Genomic DNA, 19,915 nt, shown 5'->3' with positions numbered 1-19,915 from the left:
TTCGCGACTGACCCCAGCTCGGCAAGGGCGCGCACTATACGAATCCGACCACCCTTGCGCAAGCTCTTTTTGGAATTTACTGCACTTTAAATTCATTTGCGATCAATTAACAAACGCACTGATTTTTATTCGGGCGCTTTGGGCAATTTTGACCTACCCGACACAAGCTGAAACAGCCAAATAAGTGGCGCCGACAGACCATAAATCACCGCTATCGCCAGCACACCTTGTTGCTGATAAATAATAAGCGATGCAAAAACCAGCACCACCAACAACATAAAAGCAAAAGGAACCCGCCCGCGAAAGTTAAGCCCCTTAAAGCTGGTGTAGCGAAAATTAGAGACCATTAACAAGCCGGTAAACGCGGTAAGCACCGCAATAGCCGCAGCCCACACGCCCGTTGGCGCAGAGTCAAACCAAACCCAAACCGTTGCCGCAATAATTGCAGCCGCCGCAGGACTCGCCAAACCCATAAAGTATTTCTTATCTACCACACCAATTTGCGTATTGAAGCGCGCCAAGCGCAACGCCGCACACGCAGTGTAGATAAATGCAGCCGCCCAACCCCAGCGCCCAAGGTCATGTAGCACCCAACTAAACACTACTAGCGCTGGCGCAACCCCAAAAGAAACCATATCGGCGAGACTGTCGTACTGCTCACCAAAGGCGCTCTGGGTATTGGTCATGCGCGCGACACGCCCGTCCATTCCGTCGAGCAGCATGGAGCCAAAAATCGCAATCGCCGCTTGCGCAAAGTTGCCATGCATTGCCGAGACGATGGCATAAAAACCGCAAAACAGCGCGCCAGTAGTAAACAGATTAGGCAAAAGGTAAACGCCACGATGACGGACCTTCTTACCATTTTCAGAAACCTCTTCTACATGATCACCAAAAGGCAGCGGCCCTTCATGCTCAGCCGGATCTTGCTTGGAACTGTCATTATCGTGCTGATTCATACTTGCCTCTCCGATTGCGGGAGCGCCATTTTACACAGTCAGAAACAAAAAACGCGGCCTAAGCCGCGTTTTTTATCGGGATCAAAACCAGATTAGTTCTTGGTTTGGTCAACGATTTTATTCGCTTGAATCCAAGGCATCATAGCGCGCAGCTTGGTACCAACCACTTCGATACCGTGCGCCGCATTGTTGCGACGAGCAGCGGTCATTGATGAGTAGTTGGTTGCACCTTCAAGGATAAACTTCTTAGCGTATTCGCCAGTTTGGATATCTTTCAAAGCCTGACGCATCGCTTTGCGCGACTCTTCGTTGATCACTTTAGGGCCAGTTACGTACTCGCCGTATTCAGCGTTGTTAGAGATTGAGTAGTTCATGTTGGCGATACCGCCTTCGAACATCAGGTCAACAATCAACTTCAACTCATGCAAGCACTCGAAGTAAGCCATTTCTGGCTCGTAGCCTGCTTCAACCAGAGTTTCAAAGCCCATTTTAACCAGCTCAACCGCACCACCACACAGAACCGCTTGCTCACCAAACAGGTCAGTTTCAGTTTCGTCTTTGAAGGTGGTTTCGATGATACCGGTACGGCCGCCGCCTACGCCTGATGCGTAAGACAGTGCAGTGTCTTTTGCCTTGCCTGATGCGTCTTGGAAGATCGCGATCAGATCAGGTACACCGCCGCCGCGTACAAACTCAGAACGCACAGTGTGGCCTGGTGCTTTTGGCGCAACCATGATTACGTCCAAGTCTTTGCGTGGTACTACTTGGTTGTAGTGAATCGCAAAGCCGTGAGCAAAGGCCAAGGTAGCGCCTTGTTTGATGTTTGGCTCGATCTCTTCTTTGTACAGCTTTGATTGGAACTCGTCTGGAGTCAGGATCATTACTACGTCAGCAGATTTAACCGCAGTAGCAACGTCAGTGACTTTCAAACCGTGAGCTTCAGCTTTTTTAACAGTGGCAGAACCAGTGCGCAGACCAACAACAACATCTACACCTGAATCTTTCAGGTTGCAGGCGTGGGCGTGGCCTTGTGAACCGTAACCAATGATGGCTACTTTTTTGCCTTGGATGATAGAAAGATCGGCATCTTTATCGTAATAAACGTGCATAACAGACTCCTGTTGGGATGTTGCCGCCCAGTTGAATCAGGGCAGACTGGATAAAAGGCCGCCAGTGTAGAGAAACACTGGCATCGCGTAAAATGATATATTCGCAATTCAATGTTTCATTTTATGCAACAAGGTTATTAATTACCGCCCATGGACATCGCCAAACTTCGCCTATTTTGCAACCTCGCCAACAGCCTGCACTTTGGCCGCGCCGCCAATGCCAGCCATGTCAGCCCATCGACCCTGAGCCGCAATATCAAACAACTGGAGGATGACCTAGGCGTCACCCTTTTTGTGCGCGACAACCGCTCGGTCATACTCACCCACGAGGGCGAACAATTTCTCGCCTTCGCCAAAGAGGTGATTCAACAGTGGGAGACCTACCAGGAATCGCTGGTTGCCCAGGCCGATCAGCTGCGCGGCCAACTCAGCATCTACTGCTCAGTCACCGCCAGCTACAGCTTCCTCTATGAAATTCTTACCGAATTTCGCGTCAAACATCCGGGCATTGCGATCAAACTCCACACCGGCGACCCGGCGCAGTCGATTGAGCACATACTCGCTGGCGAAGAAGACATTGCCATTGCCGCCAAGCCGGACAAGTTACCGGCGGGCGTCAGCTTCAAACCCATCAACAGTTCGCCGCTGATTTTTATCACCGCTCATGACAAAGACTGGCAAGACAAAAACTGGGAGGAAATACCGGTGATTATTCCCGAGGAGGGTCTGGCGCGGGAGCGATTAAATATCTGGTTCGATTCCCTCGGCATCAAACCCAACATCTACGCCGAAGTAAAAGGTAACGAGGCAATCGTAAGCATGGTGAGTTTGGGTTTCGGCGTAGGCGTGGTACCGCAAATCGTGGTCGATAACAGCCCTCTCGCCAACAAGGTTAAACGCTTTGATCTGCAGCCAGATTTAGGCCCTTACGACACAGGGATTTGCGTGATGGAAAAGCGATTGAAAAGCCCGATAGTCAATGCATTTTGGAGCCAAGTTATGAGCAATCATTAATTGCTTTACTGGTATGCATCTTAACAATCGCTCTTAAAATCAAAACGCAGACGCTCTTGCCTGCATTTGGTGATTAATCTAAACTCGCACTCCCCTAAACCAAATCTAAAGGACTATCTATGTTTAATCTCAATTGGAAAGTAAAAGCAGTTGGTATTGTTGTATTAGTTATAGTGGGTTTTGCGTATTCTATTTTTGATAAAAATCAAAGCGCAGCCTACGCTCAGGCACCCGCCGTAGGTGATGTATACACCGTCAAGCTCAAATCATTTTTTCCTTCTGACAACCAAAGTTCTTACCCTTACGGCGTAATGAAAGTTGATGCAGTTAATGGCTCAAAAGTAACACTGAATATAGCTAGCGCACGCTTTGGCAACGCCAAAAGCGTTCGTAAATCGCTTAGAACTGACGGTCAAAACGCCAACTTTTACAGCAATGAAACGCTTGAGTTAGACAAAGAACAATTAGTAAGCCTGGTTGAATCGTCCGGCATTACACACATCGAGCGCTAATCAATATTTTTGCTTAATGCCATCGATTACTAACCAAGAAACCCCACCCTAAAAAGTGGGGTTTCTTATTTTTTAGCGCATATTAAATCGCAGCAAACGTCGATAAAAATACAAATGCACTGACAGCCTGCATTGCGCTGGCTTTTGCCAGTGAAGGTGCGCAAAGCAGCTTCAGACTGATCCTAAGCTTCTGCTTCAACAATAACTCCACCCACACCATACACAAGAAACTGCGCGCTGATTAATTGAGGAGCAACCTCATAAGAGGGAGCAGCGAAGTCGATAATGGAAAAAATTTTTCATTATTTGCCACTATCAACTGAGGTAGATTGGTTAACACTATATTCCGGTGCATGATGTTCAGCTTGCGCCTTTTTCAAATCCATCAATAACGCATGTAGCATTTCGGTTGATAAACCGTGCAATACCAAACGATAACCGGCGCGCAGGGTGCTCATCGGCACTAGCGGATGTTTGTTGTTGAGCAATACCAAATGCTGGGGTGAATTTAAAATCGTTGCTACATATAGGCCGATAGCTTCATCCAGTTGCAAGGAGTTGGATGCGCGCCAAAAATCGTTGTCGGTTAAAAATAATTGATAGGTGGGGGTAAACATTTCGATGGCGGTTTGCAAATCTATGCCGTTCAATTTTCCGCGCGGCATGGATTGCAATTGTATTTCCGGCTCTTTAATCATGCTGAAATCGGGCTGCGCAACCGGCACAAGTTTTTTATCGGCAGCGCGCAAGGCGTTGCCCAAACGAATCACAAAATTAAACAGATTCAAATCGTGTTTTAAAAACAGTTCATCTTTTAAATCATCCAGATTCATTGGTTTGAGTGGCGCGGCTTCTACTGCAACGGGTGCATTAGCCGCAACAAATTCCAGAATCTGTGCGCCCATATGAAAATGGCGCAACACCAACCAATTGGCCTCGGGGCGCACAAAATATTTTAAGCCGGTGGCGAGAATCCAATGCAACAGTTTGGACGCCGCCCAATTGCGCGGCACCACCACTTTAACAATCTGGATTAATACAATCAGTGTGCGCGCAATGGGCCGCACAAAGGGCAGTAAAAATTGGCGCGAGGGCGTTTCGGAATCGGCCAGCCAGGCTTTTTTCACATGATCGGGCAGCGGTGTACTTTGATCCAAATAGAGCGCAAGCCAAGGGCTGGGGTCGCGTGGATCAAATTCGGTTTGCAAAAACTTTGGGTTGTTTTCCCTCTTTTCTACACTGCTTACATTTTCTACACTGTCCATCGCTTATGACTCCAGAATATGTTCAAACTGCATCAAGTACAGCTGCGCCGTGCGCTTGGCGGTGGCGATAATCGCGCTTGCCGCCTGAGGGTCAATCGCCAAGACCAATTCAACTGCCGCCAACCAGCGTGCCAGATGGTGCTCATCATTTGCGCCGTGATATTCCAAAAAGCGAAATGCACTCGCGGGCAAATCCACTTGCTTGCGCAACAAAGGCAAAAGCGCAGGAACAATACGCTGCCCAGTGCCTTCAATAATATAAATTGCACCTAACAAACCAATCGGATTTTTGGTTGATGCTAATGAATGCAAATAGGTGTTCAGCGCTTCGCCGCCGGGATTGCGCTGTAAATTATCCAGCGGTTCAGTACCACCGGCTGCACAATAATCTTCATATAAAATTTTAAAGTCGTTTTGTTCTTCACCGGCATGAGTTTCAATTAATGCCGCTAAATCTGCATAAGCTCCCGTAAGCGACTCCACAGCCTCGCGCATCCATTTGCTGCCTTCGCGCACTTGCGGCACCCACTGGGCGGTCCAGTTGCGATAATCCTCCAGCGCAAATTGTTGGCTGACCAACTTATGAATGACCGGACTGCGCCATACTTGCGAGCGGTAGTCATGCCATGTTCCCGCCAGCGTGGTTAACAAACTTTGTAAATGCTGTGGCGCAGATTGCGGATCGTGTGGTGCGGCAATATCAGGCTGTACATTTTTTGCTGCTGGCGCAGCTGCCGCATGAGCAACCAAAGGTGCGTCAGCCGCTTCCACTTCAATCAACATATAGGCTGCGGTCATGCGCCCCGACTCGGGAATAAAACAAAATATTTTTTCGCCCGGCTTAACTTGATGGGTATCGAGAAATTCCGCGAGCATAATAAAAATCGAAGCCGAACCGGTATTGCCGCGCGTGGTTAAGTTGCTGTACCAGCGCTCGCGCGGAATGGACAAGCCCGCTTTATCCAACAACTCTTCCACCACCGGAATAAAACGCGCAGAGGAATAGTGACAAAGGAAGTGATCAATTTCGCTGGATGTTACCCAACCATCGTGCACCAGCTTTACATATTCGTGAATGCTCACATCAAACAAATGTGGCAGCAAGCGAATATCTTGTCGCAGCGATAAAGCACCCGCTGCTTCCGCTTCGCTGGATGACGGAAAATCCAAGAATGATTTGCTGCGACCCTCCGTCAACCCCAACTGCATACACACCGGATAATCACCGGCAAAACTTTTTTGGTGTATCCAATTAATTTTTAACCGCACACCCTTTTTTGTGTGCGGTGTATCGGTAAGCAATACTGCACCCGCGCCGTCAGACAACATCCAGCGCAGAAAATGTGCATCAAAATCACTGCTGTATCCACGCGGGGCAAAACGGCTTTTTTTGAAAATACGCGAGGGCATTTCTGCAGTGGCAACTAACGCCTGTTGATGCGCACCCAGCTCGATGGATTGCGCCGCATAATTTAATGCCGAAATACCCGCAGCGCAGACGCCAAGGCTCGACAAGGTTTCCATCGGCGGCGCGCCCAACTCACCTTGCACCATAGCGGCAAAACCGGGAATCAAGGCATCGCTACCGGAGGAGCCTACTGAGAGTAAACTTACATCACTCAAATTTGCATTAGCGCGCGTTAAACAATCGTGAATCGCATTAGCGGCAAGCTGGGTATGCGAAGTAACAGTTGCGCCGTTTTTATCAATCGCATAATGACGGGTTTGAATGCCGTTCTCCGCCAAAATTTTATTTTTAATACGCGACGAGATGCGATTAAGCGGCGCAATAAAATCATCCATTGCCTGATTATCAACTGGTTCACCCGGCAGGTGATAGCCCGCCGATTGAATATAAACACGATTAAAACGAGTAGGCATAAATTAGTCCTTGTGATGTAACGAGCGGCTGCGCCAACGCGGGTGCAGCAATGCCAAAAGATAAGTACGCAGCATATAACAAAGTAAGCTTTTTTCATGCAGCGCAGGGTGAATCTGTTGCACATAGATTTGATGCAATTCCGGCAACCGCGACCAATGCGCACGCGGATGCTGGTGATGGGCAGTATGTAAACCTATATTAAATAACAGCGGATTAAGCCAACCATAAAAATTGCGCGCAAACTGCAAATTATGACCGCGCCCATCGGCGTGGGCATGTTGTAAATAATTAGTCGCGAGCAGCCAATGCAAACCATGCAGTTGCGGAATCAATACCAGCACCAACCATTTTTCCCAATCGATCGAGGCCAGCACCAGCCACAAACCAATAACGAAAAGATACTGCAATACACAATAATAAAAATAGACACGCTGGAATTTATATCGGCGCTTTAAATAACTGACAAACTCGGGGTACAACACCGCAATCGCCTGCAGCGGATGCAATAAATACCCCAGCAGATGGTTTGTGTCACCGCGTGCGCCAGGTGTATTAAAACGGTAGGTGCGGGTTACATCCTGCTCGCCATGGTGATAGCGATGATGATTGGCAATATGGGAAGGATAAAACACAAACGTAGGATGCCCTTGCAACAGAGTGATCCATAAATCCATAACGCGATTTAAGCGGCGCGAAGCCCAGATCCGCACATGGGTATGATTGTGATGAATCACACCCACACCCAATGTTAAAAATAATTCTAATAGATAAAGCGGCCAACTAAATCCCTGCTGCCACTGCCACAGCACCAACAATGGCAAAGCCAGCAGATACACCAAGCTCTGCCAATCGCGCCAGTTACGCATAATAATTAGCGCACTCGCCAGCGATTAATTTGTTTGTCGGCGGCACCCGCTGGCAATGCTGTTTTGAAAATCCAATCCATAAACGGAAACATAAAACCGTAATTGCCGTTAAAACACGCGTGATGCAGATGGTGGCGGCGCGCACCGTTAAAAATAACGCGCGGTGAACGAGGGTTAAAATCAAAATTAGAATGGCCGATGCTATTAAACAGCAAACTAAACAAGGGCACAGAAAAAAGCGCATAGACACTAAAATCATGCAGTATCATGGGCAATAAAATCACATTGCCCAACATCATCGCTTCAACCGGATGAAATGCATAAGTAGACCAAGGCGTAGTGACTACCGAGCGATGATGAGGCAAATGAAACTGCCGCAACCAACGGGTATGCAGCAACCAATGGTTGATATAAAAATGGATTTCATTCCAGATAATCAACACAAAAATTTCCAGCCCGATTTGCAAGCCCGAAGGATTTATCGCCAACTCAGCCCAACCAAGCTGCAGCAACCCCCAGGGAAAAATCATCCCCACCCCAAAAATCCCAATCGAACTTGCAGACAACAAAAACTCGCGCCGCAACTGCCCATCACCCAACGGGCGAGGATCAAGTTTGACCCCAATATGCAAACGCGGCAACAATTGCTGGGTAAGCATTAAACTGAGCGCGCCAAACAACAAATAAATCCCACCAAAAAAAGCGAGACCAACACCGGCAATTTCGAAAATACTGCAATTTAAAATAAAGTCGCGCATTAACCTAAACTCATCGAATAAATTTTCACAACAACGCAACAACTGCGATTGACAGCTGATATCTATAAAAAAGGCCGAAGCCCTTGCGAGCTTCGGCCTTTATCATACAAACAAAAACACTTACAAACTCAACACTTTCTCACCGCGCGAAATGCCGCACACACCGGTGCGGACAACTTCGATGATGGAGGCATCGCCGACGGCTTGTAAAAATGCATCGAGCTTGTCGCTCGCGCCGGTGATTTGAATGGTGTAGAGGGTGCTGGTGACATCTACGATTTGACCGCGGAAAATATCCACGCAGCGTTTTACTTCTGCGCGCTGTGCACCGGATGCTTTGACTTTGATCAGCATAAGTTCGCGCTCAATGTGCGAACCTTCGGTCAAATCTACCAACTTAACCACGTCAATTAATTTATTGAGGTGCTTGGTGATTTGTTCGATTTTGTGATCATCGCCCAATGTTGTCAGTGTTAAACGCGACAGGGTTTCATCTTCCGTTGGTGCTACGGTCAGGCTCTCAATGTTGTAACCGCGCTGGGAAAACAAACCTACTACGCGAGACAGTGCACCAGGAGCGTTTTCGACTAATACAGAAATAATACGTCTCATACTTTTTGCTCCATGAACATTTAGGTGCGCTCCGTTTTGCTTAACAACATATCGCGCATGGAACCATTGGGCGCAACGTGCATTGGATAAACGTGTTCGGATTGATCGACCATGATATCCATAAATACCACGCGGTCTTTCAGTGCAAAACACTCCGCTAATTTCGCTTTCAGCTCTTCTTTTTTAGTCACGCGAATACCGACGTGGCCGTAAGCTTCGGCGAGTTTGATGAAGTCTGGCAATGAATCTTCATACAGACTTTCCGCGTAGCGGCTGGAGTACTGCATGTCTTGCCATTGACGCACCATGCCGAGCGCTTGGTTGTTCAAGCAAATAATTTTTACCGGCAAGTGGTATTGCGTGCAGCAAGATAATTCTTGAATACACATTTGGATTGAACCTTCACCGGTCACACAGACTACGGTTGCATCGCGATGCGCCATTTGCACACCCATCGCCGCAGGCAAACCAAAGCCCATAGTGCCGAGTCCACCGGAGTTGATCCAACGGCGCGGTTTGTCGAACAAATAATATTGCGCCGCAAACATTTGGTGCTGGCCAACATCGGAGGTGACGTATGCATCGCCGTTGGTGACTTCCCAAATCGCTTGGATAACTTCTTGCGGTTTGATTTTATCGCTCGATGTATCGAAACGATTTTTGGTATACAAACCGTGACGATCGCGCCACTCGTTAATTTGCTCCCACCAAGCAGCCAGTGCGGTGACATCGGGCTTTTCGTCGCCCTCTTTAATCAACGCGAGCATTTCACCCAGCACGCTATCCACTGCACCTACGATAGGTACATCGGCAGTAACGGTTTTGGAGATAGATGCCGGATCAATATCGATATGAATAATTTTGGCATTCGGGCAGAACTTGCTCACGGTGTTGGTGACACGGTCATCAAAACGCGCGCCCACGGCGAGGATGACATCGCTGTGATGCATCGCAGTGTTGGCTTCGTAAGTGCCGTGCATACCCAACATGCCGAGGAAGTTTTTGCCGGTGCCGGGATAAGCGCCCAAGCCCATCAAAGTATTGGTCACTGGGTAATTAAGCAGATCAACCAATTCTTTGAGCAGATGCGAAGCATTGCCCTGCACTACACCACCGCCGGAATAGATCATCGGGCGCTTGGCGCCGAGCAGCAGTTGCACCGCTTTTTTAATCTGGCCGGAGTGACCGCGAGTCGCTGGAGTATAGGAGCGCAGTTTCACCTTATCGGGATATTCATAAGGAAAGGTGTAGGCCGGGTGGGTCAAGTCTTTGGGCACATCGATAACCACTGGGCCGGGGCGACCGGTCGCAGCGATGTAGTAGGCCTTTTTCACAATCTCAGGAATTTCGCTGGCGTGTTTGATCATAAAACTGTGTTTTACGATCGGGCGGGAAATACCCACCATGTCGGTTTCCTGAAAGGCGTCTTCACCGATCAAGTGGCTTTGCACTTGGCCAGAGATAACTACCATCGGAATAGAATCCATATAGGCCGTCGCAATACCGGTAATGGCATTGGTCGCACCTGGGCCGGAGGTTACCAATACGGTGCCGACTTTACCGGTCGAGCGCGCGTAACCATCGGCAGCGTGCGTAGCTGCTTGTTCGTGGCGAACCAAAATGTGTTTAACGTCAGATTGACGGAAGATGGCGTCATAAATATGCAGCGCAGCGCCGCCTGGATAGCCAAAAACGTATTCAACGCCTTCGTCTTTCAGGGCGCGGATGAGCATATCTCCGCCGGAAAGCATTTCCACGATAATTCCCCTTTTAGGATGTGAATCGCATATGCGCGTGTGTCTTTTACCAAAAAGCTGCTACAGCCGTTAGTTAAGGAGGCAAAGAATCACACAGGAAAGTATTGGCACTTAGGGCAGGCCAACACCGTGAATGATCCACGATCAAAACCCGGCAAGGTCAGGATCGGATCAGCGAAAACCGTGCAGGTAAACAGCGGCTTTCTAAGGTGATGCTCTGGTAGGAGCACCGCCAGCAGAGGGTTCGCCAAGAGGGTGACTTGGCGGGAGGCAATTGGTGTCCGGGATTATCGGCCAGCTGCCAGCCATCTGGAGGACTAGCAATTTTCGCAAGATATGCTTTAAAGTCAAGCAATTAACTTGCTTTTGCGCACTTTTTAATCGCGCCGCCCTAATATCCAGCCTGTCCCCAGCGTGAAATAAGCAACAACCGCGCTTATGGCGCCTGCTTGCGCTCTCTCACAGATTTACGCATCCCGGTTTCGCTCCGCAGACATAAGGTCTATAGTGCTCTAAAGGCCGTTAATGGCCGCATCTATATTGCTCATTGGCGTAGAAGGATAAGATTCATGAAGTGTTCACGCGTACTCGGGGTTATAAGTGCCTTAATTCTGGGGCTGGCAATCAGCCAATCAGGCTTTGCTAAAGAAAAAGTCTACACTTGGACAGATGCCAAGGGTGTAGTTCACTATGGCGAGCGGCCACCCAAAAATGTTAAAGCAACACTGGTGAAAACCCGCACGGGGCATAGCGACCCTACGCCGGCACCAACAGCCACCACCCAACCAAAAGCTGATGCAAAGACTACTGAGAGTAATCAACCATCATTAAAAAACCCTGAACGCTGTGCCAGCGCAAAAGACAACTTGGCGATGTTAAATTCTGTAGCGCGGATCAAAACCACCAATGCCGACGGTGTTGATGTCATCCTAACTGAGGAAGACAAAGCCAAACAGCGCGAAATAGCCCAGCAAATTATCGATCAAGCGTGCGAATAGCCAACTCGCAAACCCGCAATAAAAAAACGGCCACTCAACGATGGCCGTTTTTTTATGTACTGCAATATGCACTATTAGTTAAGCCGTTTCGGATCAAACACGATTTTGTCACCGATTAAATGACCGTGAATAATCGCGCCAGGCATAAATTTACCGCCAAGAATGTCCTGCGCGAGCGGGTTTTCAATCAATTGCTGGATCGCGCGTTTTAGTGGGCGCGCACCATAGACTGGGTCAAAACCAACTCCGGCCAGTTTATCCATTACCTCATTATCCAACTCCAAACTCAGTTCGCGCTCCGCCAAACGGGTGCGCAACAGCTCCAGCTGAATATCGGCGATGCCGCGAATTTGTTCGCGTCCAAGTGGATGAAACACCACCACCTCATCGATACGGTTGATAAATTCCGGGCGGAAATGCCCGGTCACTACTTCCATCACTGCATCTTTCATTGCGTTGTAGCGATTCTCGTTATTTAACGAGTTATTTGAATCATCGCTCACAAAACTATCGAAGCTCACCGTATCAAACGATTTATCTTCCGCTAATTCCTGAATGCGATCCGAACCTAAATTCGACGTCATTACAATCACGGTATTGCGAAAATCCACTGTGCGCCCTTGGCCATCGGTTAAGCGGCCATCGTCCAATACTTGCAACAAAATATTAAACACATCGGGATGCGCCTTTTCGATTTCATCGAGCAAAATTACCGAATAGGGTTTGCGGCGCACAGTCTCGGTAAGATAACCGCCCTCTTCATAACCCACATAACCCGGTGGCGCACCGATCAAACGCGCCACCGAATGTTTTTCCATAAATTCCGACATATCGATACGCACCATGGAATCGGTGGTATCAAATAAAAATTCGGCGAGGGATTTACACAACTCGGTTTTACCCACACCGGTCGGGCCTAAAAATAAAAACGACCCATTAGGGCGATTGGCATCACTCAAACCGGCGCGCGAACGGCGCACCGCGTTGGATACAGCAACCACCGCTTCATGTTGGCCGATAACACGATTATGCAGCGCCTCTTCCATGCGCAATAATTTATCGCGCTCACCTTCCAACATTTTGGATACGGGAATGCCGGTCCATTTAGAAACCACTTCGGCAATTTCTTCTTCAGTGACCTTATTGCGCAGCAGTTTCATTTCCATCATTTCGGCTTGGCTGGCCATGTCCAACTGTTTTTCAAGCTGCGGAATAATGCCGTACTGCAATTCGCTCATGCGCGCCAAATCACCTTTGCGGCGCTTGTCTTCCAACTCCAGGCGCGCCTGCTCCAACTGGCTTTTAATTTCTTGTGAACCTTGCAGCGCTGCTTTTTCGGCGCGCCAAATTTCTTCCAAATCATTTAACTCGCGCTCAAACTTATCAATATCTTGATCAAGTTTTGCAAGGCGTTTTCTGCTTGGCTCGTCCTCATCTTTTTTCACCGCTTCGCGCTCAATTTTAAATTGAATCAAGCGGCGCTCAAGGCGATCCATCTCTTCCGGTTTGGAGTCGATTTCCATGCGAATACGGCTGGCCGCTTCATCAATTAAATCGATGGCTTTATCGGGTAATTGGCGATCGGTGATGTAGCGCTGGGATAATTTTGCCGCCGCGATAATCGCTGAGTCGGTAATATCCACCCCGTGGTGCACTTCGTAACGCTCTTTTAAGCCGCGCAGAATGGCAATGGTGTCGGACTCATTCGGTTCATCCACCTGCACTTTTTGAAAGCGGCGCTCCAGCGCGGCATCTTTCTCAATGTATTTGCGATATTCATCGAGCGTGGTGGCGCCCACACAATGCAATTCACCGCGCGACAACGCCGGCTTGAGCATATTGCCTGCATCCATTGCGCCCTCGCCTTTGCCGGCGCCGACCATGGTGTGCAATTCATCGATAAATAAAATAATGCGCCCTTCTTGTTTGCTCAATTCGTTGATGACTGATTTCAACCGCTCTTCAAATTCACCGCGAAATTTTGCCCCGGCGAGCAAACCGCCTAGGTCGAGCGATAGCAGGCGTTTATCTTTTAAACCTTCAGGCACTTCACCATTGATAATCCGCTGGGCAAGACCTTCCACAATCGCGGTTTTACCCACGCCGGGCTCGCCAATCAATACCGGATTATTTTTACTGCGGCGCTGCAATACTTGAATGGTACGGCGGATTTCGTCGTCGCGGCCAATCACTGGATCGAGCTTGCCAGCTTCGGCGCGCGCGGTTAAATCGACCGTGTATTTTTCCAATGCTTGGCGATTGCCTTCTGAATCAGCGTCATCCACGTTTTCACCGCCGCGCACTTTTTGAATCGCTTGCTGCAAGCGTTGGGCATTGCCAAATTTTTTCAATAATTCCGGCACCGCACCTTGCGACTCCAGCATTAACACCAGCAGCACCGAATCACTGGAGACAAATTTATCCCCGACTTTTTGCGCATGACGATCAGCAAGATTTAACAGACGCACCATGTCGGGCGACATAGTGACCTCGCCGGTTGGATTTTTGATTTGCGGTAAATTTTCCAGATATTCATTGAGCGCTGTGCGCAAGCCCGCCACATCAAATCCGGCCTGACTCAACAACAAGCGCACACTGGCCGCACCCTTTTGGTCGATCATCGCCAATAACAAATGGCCTGGGTCTAATTGACTGTGGTCCTGCCCCAGCGCGATGGATTGGGCATCGGAGAGTGCAACTTGCAGCTGATTGGTTAAACGGTCGATACGCATGGATTACCTCAAACGATGTGTTACTCGGTTGAAGCTGAGGTGGGGCGTGAGGAGGGGGATTTCAAGCAGGCCAGCAGCCTGCTTGTCATGTTTGCGGAAAATAAAACGGGTTATTTGCGCCAGATCAATTTTGCGGCTCAACCGGCGTTACCGGTGCACGCGGAGTTTCTTTGACATCAAAAAATTTAATCGCCATAGGGTAGTTTTTGATGATGCCTTTGTTGGCGTCCATCGCGCCCATGATGGTGAATACAATCGAACACACCAATAGGATCGCCATCAGGAAAAATCCGACCACGATAAAACACAGAATCGCACTCACTAAAAAGTAGATAAGTGAACTAAATACCCAGTTCATCACTACCTTGCCCTGCTCATCGATATAGGGATCTTCTTTTTTCGATTGCCACATAATCAGCGGCACAATTAAGCCAAGGAAAGGAAACAGCCAGGAGCAAAATTGCGCCAGATGCAGCACCATCGCGTAATCGAAGTTGTTGGTTTGCATGGTCATGGTATGGGGCTGCGATGTAGATGCGGCCTGTTGCGGCTGGGCACCCAAAATACGCTCCTTGGCTTGTTGATACTCTTCTTCACTGATTAGGCCTTTTTGTTTTAGGTCATTCAGTTTTTCAATTTGATCGAGATCCATAATGATTCCTTGTGGGCGTTGATAAAAGTAAAACTCACCAGATTAGATGCCAATAGTGCCCACCTGGATGCAGTAGGGCAAAAAAATTATTCCAGCCAAATCAAGCTCGCCATGCGGCCGGTGATTTTGTCGCGGCGATAGGAGTAAAACCGTGTGTCATCCTCGTAGGTGCAGTAATCGCCACCGTAAACGTATGTCACCCCCAGCGCATTTAACTCGGCACGCGCGAGGGCGTAGATATCGGCATAAAAATGCAGTGGCCGCTGGGCAGATACAAACGCAGTGGCAATCTGCTCCGCATGCTGCGGGTTGCGCGCCGCTTTAAAAAACGCCTCAAGCACATCCACCCCCACTTCAAAGTGCGGCTGGGAAATAGCGGGGCCAAGATAGGCGAGAATATCGCCCGGTACGCCGTTGAACTTTTGCAGGCCGCGCGCGCAGATACCCTTGGCCAAACTGCGCCAACCACAATGCAATGCAGCTACTTGGGTGCCTTGTTTGTCGCACAATAAAATCGGCAGGCAATCGGCCGTCATCACCAGACAGGCTTGGCCGGGTTTATCGCTAAAACTGCCATCCGCAGTGCGCACCAAACCATCACTTTTGGCATTGACGACTTTCACCCCGTGGATCTGCTCTAACCACTGCGGTGTTTTTTGCAGCCCCAATTGCGCCGAAAGCTGGCCGCGATTAGCGGCGACATGCTCAGGGTTATCACCCACATGCAAGCCAAAATTATTGCTGGCGTAGGGTGGCAGACTAAGGCCACCCGCACGGGTGCTGATGTAGCTGCGCACATTCGCGGGGGCAGGCCAGCTGGGAGTAATGCCCGCCAACTTAGTCATCGGCAAGGGTAAAACCGGTGTTGAGTGCATCGAGCAGATTTTTGAAATCCTCCGGCAGGGGCGCCGTCCACTCGGTGTATTCACCAGTACCAGGATGCTCCAAGCCCAACTTAAACGCATGCAGCGCCTGACGCGGGAAACTTTTAAGCGTATCGATCAAATGTTGATTGGCGCCTTTGGGGATTTTAAAGCGGCTGCCGTAGGTTTGATCGCCCACCAGCGGGTGACCAATGTGCGCCATGTGCACGCGGATTTGATGGGTGCGGCCAGTTTCCAGCTTGACACGAATATGGGTATGGCTCGGGTAGCGCTTGGCTACGCGGTAATGGGTCACCGCGCGTTTGCCGCCGGCTTTGAGTACCGCCATGAGCTTACGCTGCATAGGGTGGCGCCCCATGGGTGCGTCTACGGTGCCGCCGCCAGTCATTGTGCCTACCGCTACCGCTTCATATTCGCGGCTTACTGTGCGGTCGGCCAACTGCTCAACCAGATCGGTGTGCGCTTCCAGCGTTTTAGCAATCACCATCAAACCCGTGGTTTCTTTATCGAGGCGATGCACAATACCTGCACGGGGCAAGTTAATCAGTTCGGGGATGTGGTTGAGCAAGGCATTCACCAGGGTGCCGGTGTAATTCCCCGCCGCTGGATGCACCACTAACCCCGCCTGCTTGTTGATGATGATTAGGTCGTCATCTTCATGGACTATATCCAGCGTGATCTCTTCCGGCTGCCAATCGCCCTGCGCTTCTAACTCGGCCTTAAGCTCCAGCACTTCACCGCCAATGAGCTTATCTTTGGGCTTGGCCGTGCGACCATCCACTTTAAGCTGACCGTCTTTAATCCAGCTCGATAGACGCGAGCGGGAAAAGTCAGGGAACAACTCGGAGGCGATCTGGTCGAAGCGCATGCCGCTCATTTGGATGGGCACATGGGCGCTCAGGTCAAAAACATCTTTCATTAAAAAACCTCTAGTGATTGTTTCTGGCTGTAAATGATTCGCCAAAAATCGGAAATTGGGAGCTTTTACTGCTGCCAGATTGGTATCCGCCAAGCTCTGTGTTTAAATACCCTGCCCCGCAAACGGGGTCTATTTTATCGAGATAAGAGTCTATAACCCTATGCGAGTCCTGCCCTGTTTGATGCTTAGCACCCTCGTGCTGCTGACTGCCTGCTCCAGCAAAGAGCCTGAATACACCACCGAAGCGGATTTATACAATGCCGCCGAAGAGCAACTTGAGCGCAGCCAATGGGAATCCGCGATCAAAAACCTCAACTCGCTCGAAGAAAACTTCCCTTTTGGCACCTACGCTGATCAAGCGCAGTTAGAACTTATCTACGCCCATTACAAGTCCGGCGAGGCCGATGCCGCCATCGCCACGGCGAACCGTTTTATCCGCCTGCACCCCCAACACCGCAATGTGGATTACGCCTACTATATGCTCGGCATGGCCTCTTTCACTAAAGACCAAGGTATGTTTGAACGCGTTATGCCGGTCGATACCTCCAAACGCGACCCAGGTGCGGCACGTGAATCACTTGCTAACTTTACCCAGCTGCTCAATCGCTACCCCGACAGTAACTATGCTGCCGATGCCAAAAAGCGCATGTTACATCTGCGCAATCACTTGGCGCGCTACGAAATCCATGTCGCGAACTACTACTTTAAACGCGGCGCCTACGTTGCTGCCGTAGGTCGTGGCCGCTACGTACTGGAAAACTTTCCGCAAGCGCCATCTACACCCGATGCGCTGGCCGTTATGGTACAGGGTTATCACCTGTTAAAGATGCCCGAAAAATCCAATGAGATACTGGAAATTCTCAAACTCAACTATGCCGACTATCCTGCACTCAACAAAAAAGGCGAATTTGATTACGAGTACATGTACAACAACGGCCAGTCTCGTTGGTTGGCCTACCTAACCTTGGGCTTGTTCAGTAAAGACGAAATTACTGGTTTCGATACCCGCGAGCTTTACGACCCGCAGTACAAAACCATTAACGATGTAGCACGCGCGGAATAATCGCGCCGTTGCACACCAATAGGCCGCTGTTGCGGCCTATTTTGTTTTTGGGATAGGGTTTGCGGGCGATTAATCCCCCAACTTCCAGCCCGAGGTAATCGGGTAACGGCGGTCGCGGCCAAAACCACGCTGACTGATACGCACACCGATCGGCGCCTGGCGTCGCTTGTATTCATTCACATCCACCAAACGCACCACCCGCTCAACCTGGTCGCGATTAAAACCTTCGTTGATAATCGCCTCAGCGCTGTAATCCTGCTCTACATACAATTCAAGAATACGATCAAGGGTATCGTAAGGCGGCAGACTGTCTTCGTCTTTCTGATCCGGCGCCAATTCAGCCGATGGCGGACGGGTGATAACCGACTCAGGAATCACCTCGCCCAATGTATTGCGGTAGCGCGACAGGGCAAACACCAGGGTTTTGGGCACATCTTTAAGCGCATCAAAACCACCGGCCATATCGCCATACAGCGTGGAGTAACCCACTGCCATTTCGCTTTTATTGCCGGTAGTGAGCACCAGATAGCCTTTTTTGTTGGAGATCGCCATTAGCAGTACGCCACGGCAGCGGGCCTGCAGGTTTTCCTCGGTAGTATCGCGTTTGGTGCCTGCGAACTCATCGCTGAGCGCGGTCATAAAGGCCTCATACATGGGCTCGATACTAATCGAGCTGTAGCGCACACCGAGGCGCGCAGCTTCATCGGCGGCATCATTTTTACTGAGATCAGATGTATAGCGAAACGGCATCATCACTGCCTCAACGCGGTCGGCACCTAATGCATCCACCGCAATCGCCAAGGTCAACGCCGAATCTATGCCGCCCGACAAGCCCAATACCACGCCTTTAAAGCGGTTTTTGTTGACGTAATCGCGCATACCTACCACCAGCGCTTGGTAAACCGCGGCGGTGTTGTCGAGCAGCGCTGCAAGCGGCTGAGGTGGAATACTGACTTGCTGCTGATCCCACGCCACAACCACAGAAAACTGGCCTTCGGCAAAGGACGGAGCGCGAAATTGGGTGATGCCTTGGTTATCGATAACGACCGAGCCACCATCAAACACCAACTCATCCTGACCGCCAACCAGATTGGTATACACCACGGGCATCTGCCCTTCCCGGGCGCGCTGGGCGATGGTCGCCTCGCGAGTTTGCTGCTTGCCCTGATGATAGGGGGAGGCATTGAGGTTGAGCATCAGCTTAGCGCCAGCCGCACTGGCCTGCGCCATAGGCTGGGCAAACCAGATATCCTCGCAGACACTTAATGCGGTAGGTACACCCTTCAGATCAAATACACAGGCTTGATCGCCCGCAGCAAAATAGCGCTTTTCATCAAACACCTGATAATTCGGCAAACACTGCTTGGCGTATTCGGCAATTAATTTTCCACCTGCTATAACCCCTGCCATGTTGTACAAGTGCCCGTTTTTTACTCGGGGATAGCCAATCACCAATGCCACCGGCAACTCTGCGTCAATCAATTCCTGCAGCGCTCGCTCGATGCGCAGAGTCAAACTTGGGCGCAGTAATAAATCCTCCGGTGGATAGCCAGTTAGGGTCAACTCAGGAAAGACAATGGCATCTACAGCGCCATTGGCCAGCGCCTCACGGGCGACACTGAGCACCTTGGCGGTGTTGCCGGGAATATCCCCTACAAGGGTATTAATTTGAGCGAGAATAAACTGTAACTGCGACATAGAGCTCAGGCGGTAGTAAAGTGGGAACAGCATTGCTGAAAATTACGTTTGGAATCACACACCGGAAAGCAGTATAAGCACTGGGAAATTGGCAAAATTACCAACACAATTGACTTATGCAACCAGACACCTAACAAAAAACATAGGCTTCAGGCGACTCAAACACTGGCGTGTATTGTCCGCGATCCAGCCTTTTAAAGCCAAGTAGAATTTATCCGCTTATCCGAAAAGGACACAG

The 19,915-nt window shown here is 49.8% G+C and carries 17 protein-coding genes; 4 read left to right on the top strand and 13 right to left on the bottom strand.

From position 1 onward, the window contains the following. Positions 1–125: 125 nt before the first annotated feature. Both pssA and ilvC read right to left on the bottom strand, forming a co-directional pair. Complete coding sequence (pssA, locus tag AWU77_RS07525) at positions 126–956, bottom strand: CDP-diacylglycerol--serine O-phosphatidyltransferase (protein ID WP_062061095.1); 831 nt, start codon at positions 954–956, stop codon at positions 126–128. 92 nt (positions 957–1,048) lie between these two features. After that, positions 1,049–2,065, bottom strand: coding sequence for a ketol-acid reductoisomerase (ilvC, locus tag AWU77_RS07520; RefSeq protein ID WP_062061092.1), 1,017 nt, complete (start codon positions 2,063–2,065; stop codon positions 1,049–1,051). A gap of 150 nt (positions 2,066–2,215) precedes the next feature. On the opposite strand from ilvC, the gene ilvY reads away from it, so the two are divergent. After that, a complete protein-coding gene (gene ilvY / locus AWU77_RS07515; protein ID WP_062061090.1) occupies positions 2,216–3,079 on the top strand; it encodes an HTH-type transcriptional activator IlvY in 864 nt (287 codons plus the stop codon). A gap of 119 nt (positions 3,080–3,198) precedes the next feature. Further along, positions 3,199–3,591, top strand: coding sequence for a hypothetical protein (locus tag AWU77_RS07510; protein WP_062061087.1), 393 nt, complete (start codon positions 3,199–3,201; stop codon positions 3,589–3,591). 302 nt (positions 3,592–3,893) lie between these two features. Here the strand turns inward: AWU77_RS07510 and AWU77_RS07505 are convergent, their stop codons facing one another. The 6 genes from AWU77_RS07505 to AWU77_RS07480 form a co-directional block, all read right to left on the bottom strand. Continuing rightward, entirely contained in the window at positions 3,894–4,856 is a 963-nt protein-coding gene (locus AWU77_RS07505; RefSeq protein WP_152625302.1) for a DUF6999 family protein, read from the bottom strand. Between the two features lie 3 nt (positions 4,857–4,859). Next, on the bottom strand, positions 4,860–6,737 hold the full coding sequence (locus AWU77_RS07500) for a StlD/DarB family beta-ketosynthase (protein WP_062061084.1): 1,878 nt from the start codon (positions 6,735–6,737) through the stop codon (positions 4,860–4,862). 3 nt (positions 6,738–6,740) lie between these two features. Then, positions 6,741–7,604, bottom strand: coding sequence for a fatty acid desaturase (locus AWU77_RS07495; RefSeq protein ID WP_062061079.1), 864 nt, complete (start codon positions 7,602–7,604; stop codon positions 6,741–6,743). Between the two features lie 5 nt (positions 7,605–7,609). Further along, positions 7,610–8,362, bottom strand: a complete 753-nt coding sequence (locus AWU77_RS07490; protein ID WP_062061075.1) for a sterol desaturase family protein — start codon at positions 8,360–8,362, stop codon at positions 7,610–7,612. A gap of 120 nt (positions 8,363–8,482) precedes the next feature. Beyond that, on the bottom strand, positions 8,483–8,974 hold the full coding sequence (ilvN, locus tag AWU77_RS07485) for an acetolactate synthase small subunit (RefSeq protein WP_062061070.1): 492 nt from the start codon (positions 8,972–8,974) through the stop codon (positions 8,483–8,485). Positions 8,975–8,994: 20 nt separating this feature from the next. Continuing rightward, the gene (locus tag AWU77_RS07480; protein WP_062061066.1) at positions 8,995–10,731 is read right to left on the bottom strand and encodes an acetolactate synthase 3 large subunit; all 1,737 of its coding nucleotides are present in this window, start codon (positions 10,729–10,731) and stop codon (positions 8,995–8,997) included. Between the two features lie 569 nt (positions 10,732–11,300). Here AWU77_RS07480 and AWU77_RS07475 point away from each other — a divergent pair. Further along, positions 11,301–11,729 (top strand): DUF4124 domain-containing protein, encoded by a 429-nt coding sequence (locus AWU77_RS07475; protein ID WP_062061063.1) that lies wholly within the window; start codon positions 11,301–11,303, stop codon positions 11,727–11,729. Positions 11,730–11,803: 74 nt separating this feature from the next. Here AWU77_RS07475 and clpB read toward each other — a convergent pair whose 3' ends face one another. From clpB to rluD, 4 genes are all read right to left on the bottom strand, one after another. Next, positions 11,804–14,461, bottom strand: coding sequence for an ATP-dependent chaperone ClpB (gene clpB / locus AWU77_RS07470; protein WP_062061060.1), 2,658 nt, complete (start codon positions 14,459–14,461; stop codon positions 11,804–11,806). A gap of 124 nt (positions 14,462–14,585) precedes the next feature. After that, the gene (locus AWU77_RS07465) at positions 14,586–15,113 is read right to left on the bottom strand and encodes a DUF4870 domain-containing protein (RefSeq protein WP_062061058.1); all 528 of its coding nucleotides are present in this window, start codon (positions 15,111–15,113) and stop codon (positions 14,586–14,588) included. A gap of 86 nt (positions 15,114–15,199) precedes the next feature. After that, the gene (pgeF, locus tag AWU77_RS07460) at positions 15,200–15,958 is read right to left on the bottom strand and encodes a peptidoglycan editing factor PgeF (RefSeq protein WP_062061056.1); all 759 of its coding nucleotides are present in this window, start codon (positions 15,956–15,958) and stop codon (positions 15,200–15,202) included. Continuing rightward, entirely contained in the window at positions 15,951–16,916 is a 966-nt protein-coding gene (gene rluD / locus AWU77_RS07455; protein ID WP_062061053.1) for a 23S rRNA pseudouridine(1911/1915/1917) synthase RluD, read from the bottom strand. Before rluD ends, pgeF begins: the two co-directional genes overlap by 8 nt. A 181-nt stretch (positions 16,917–17,097) precedes the next feature. On the opposite strand from rluD, the gene AWU77_RS07450 reads away from it, so the two are divergent. After that, complete coding sequence (locus tag AWU77_RS07450; RefSeq protein ID WP_375600835.1) at positions 17,098–17,979, top strand: outer membrane protein assembly factor BamD; 882 nt, start codon at positions 17,098–17,100, stop codon at positions 17,977–17,979. A 69-nt stretch (positions 17,980–18,048) separates the two neighbouring features. Here the strand turns inward: AWU77_RS07450 and AWU77_RS07445 are convergent, their stop codons facing one another. After that, positions 18,049–19,677 carry an NAD+ synthase gene (locus AWU77_RS07445; protein WP_062061047.1) on the bottom strand — a complete coding sequence of 543 codons (1,629 nt, stop codon included), beginning with the start codon at positions 19,675–19,677 and terminating at the stop codon, positions 18,049–18,051. Between the last annotated feature and the right edge of the window lie 238 nt (positions 19,678–19,915).

The organism is Cellvibrio sp. OA-2007 (genome assembly GCF_000953825.1).
Classification (GTDB): domain Bacteria; phylum Pseudomonadota; class Gammaproteobacteria; order Pseudomonadales; family Cellvibrionaceae; genus Cellvibrio.
Note: the sequence above shows the minus strand (reverse complement) of the source record. Positions and strands in the feature narration are given on the sequence as shown.

Coding starts and splice junctions, on each gene's coding strand:
- pssA (WP_062061095.1), bottom strand. CDS start 956: ATGAATCAGCACGATAATGACAGTTCCAAGCAAGATCCGGCTGAGCAT.
- ilvC (WP_062061092.1), bottom strand. CDS start 2,065: ATGCACGTTTATTACGATAAAGATGCCGATCTTTCTATCATCCAAGGC.
- ilvY (WP_062061090.1), top strand. CDS start 2,216: ATGGACATCGCCAAACTTCGCCTATTTTGCAACCTCGCCAACAGCCTG.
- AWU77_RS07510 (WP_062061087.1), top strand. CDS start 3,199: ATGTTTAATCTCAATTGGAAAGTAAAAGCAGTTGGTATTGTTGTATTA.
- AWU77_RS07505 (WP_152625302.1), bottom strand. CDS start 4,856: ATGGACAGTGTAGAAAATGTAAGCAGTGTAGAAAAGAGGGAAAACAAC.
- AWU77_RS07500 (WP_062061084.1), bottom strand. CDS start 6,737: ATGCCTACTCGTTTTAATCGTGTTTATATTCAATCGGCGGGCTATCAC.
- AWU77_RS07495 (WP_062061079.1), bottom strand. CDS start 7,604: ATGCGTAACTGGCGCGATTGGCAGAGCTTGGTGTATCTGCTGGCTTTG.
- AWU77_RS07490 (WP_062061075.1), bottom strand. CDS start 8,362: ATGCGCGACTTTATTTTAAATTGCAGTATTTTCGAAATTGCCGGTGTT.
- ilvN (WP_062061070.1), bottom strand. CDS start 8,974: ATGAGACGTATTATTTCTGTATTAGTCGAAAACGCTCCTGGTGCACTG.
- AWU77_RS07475 (WP_062061063.1), top strand. CDS start 11,301: ATGAAGTGTTCACGCGTACTCGGGGTTATAAGTGCCTTAATTCTGGGG.
- clpB (WP_062061060.1), bottom strand. CDS start 14,461: ATGCGTATCGACCGTTTAACCAATCAGCTGCAAGTTGCACTCTCCGAT.
- AWU77_RS07465 (WP_062061058.1), bottom strand. CDS start 15,113: ATGGATCTCGATCAAATTGAAAAACTGAATGACCTAAAACAAAAAGGC.
- pgeF (WP_062061056.1), bottom strand. CDS start 15,958: ATGACTAAGTTGGCGGGCATTACTCCCAGCTGGCCTGCCCCCGCGAAT.
- rluD (WP_062061053.1), bottom strand. CDS start 16,916: ATGAAAGATGTTTTTGACCTGAGCGCCCATGTGCCCATCCAAATGAGC.
- AWU77_RS07450 (WP_375600835.1), top strand. CDS start 17,098: ATGCTTAGCACCCTCGTGCTGCTGACTGCCTGCTCCAGCAAAGAGCCT.
- AWU77_RS07445 (WP_062061047.1), bottom strand. CDS start 19,677: ATGTCGCAGTTACAGTTTATTCTCGCTCAAATTAATACCCTTGTAGGG.